This window comes from Skermanella aerolata KACC 11604 (assembly GCF_000936425.1).
GTDB lineage: Bacteria > Pseudomonadota > Alphaproteobacteria > Azospirillales > Azospirillaceae > Skermanella > Skermanella aerolata.
Genome location: NZ_AVFK01000214.1, coordinates 1 through 445, shown reverse-complemented (window position 1 = coordinate 445; position 445 = coordinate 1). Strand labels below are relative to the sequence as shown.

General features: G+C 65.4%; 1 protein-coding gene. It reads left to right on the top strand.

Annotated features, from left to right (window positions below; translation table 11 throughout):
• Positions 1-371 (top strand): succinate dehydrogenase, hydrophobic membrane anchor protein (sdhD, locus tag N826_RS39270; protein ID WP_044438114.1); only part of this gene is annotated, 371 nt, incomplete at its 5' end.
• Between the last annotated feature and the right edge of the window lie 74 nt (positions 372-445).

Genomic DNA, 445 nt, shown 5'->3' with positions numbered 1-445 from the left:
GCACCCAGCTCGGCCGCGTCCGCGGCCTCGGCTCCGCCAAGGCCGGCTCTCACCATTGGTGGCTGTCGCGGCTGACGTCCCTGGCCCTGATCCCGCTGACCCTGTGGTTCATCTTCGGTGCCCTGAGCATCGTCGGCGACGGTCACGCGGCGATGGTCGAATGGCTGAGCTCGCCCTTCTCGGCGGTCATGGCGATCCTGTTCGTCGGCGTGACGTTCCACCACACCGCCTCCGGCATCCAGGTCGTGCTCGAGGACTACGTCCACAGCGAGACCGTCAAGATGGCGGCGATCATCGCTGCCAAGTTCCTGTGCTTCGCGCTCGCGGTCGCCGGAATTTTCGCCATTCTCAAAATTGCATTCGGAGGCTGAGGCAGCGATGGCGACCGCCTATCAAATTATCGACCACACCTACGACGTCGTCGTCGTGGGCGCCGGCGGAGCCG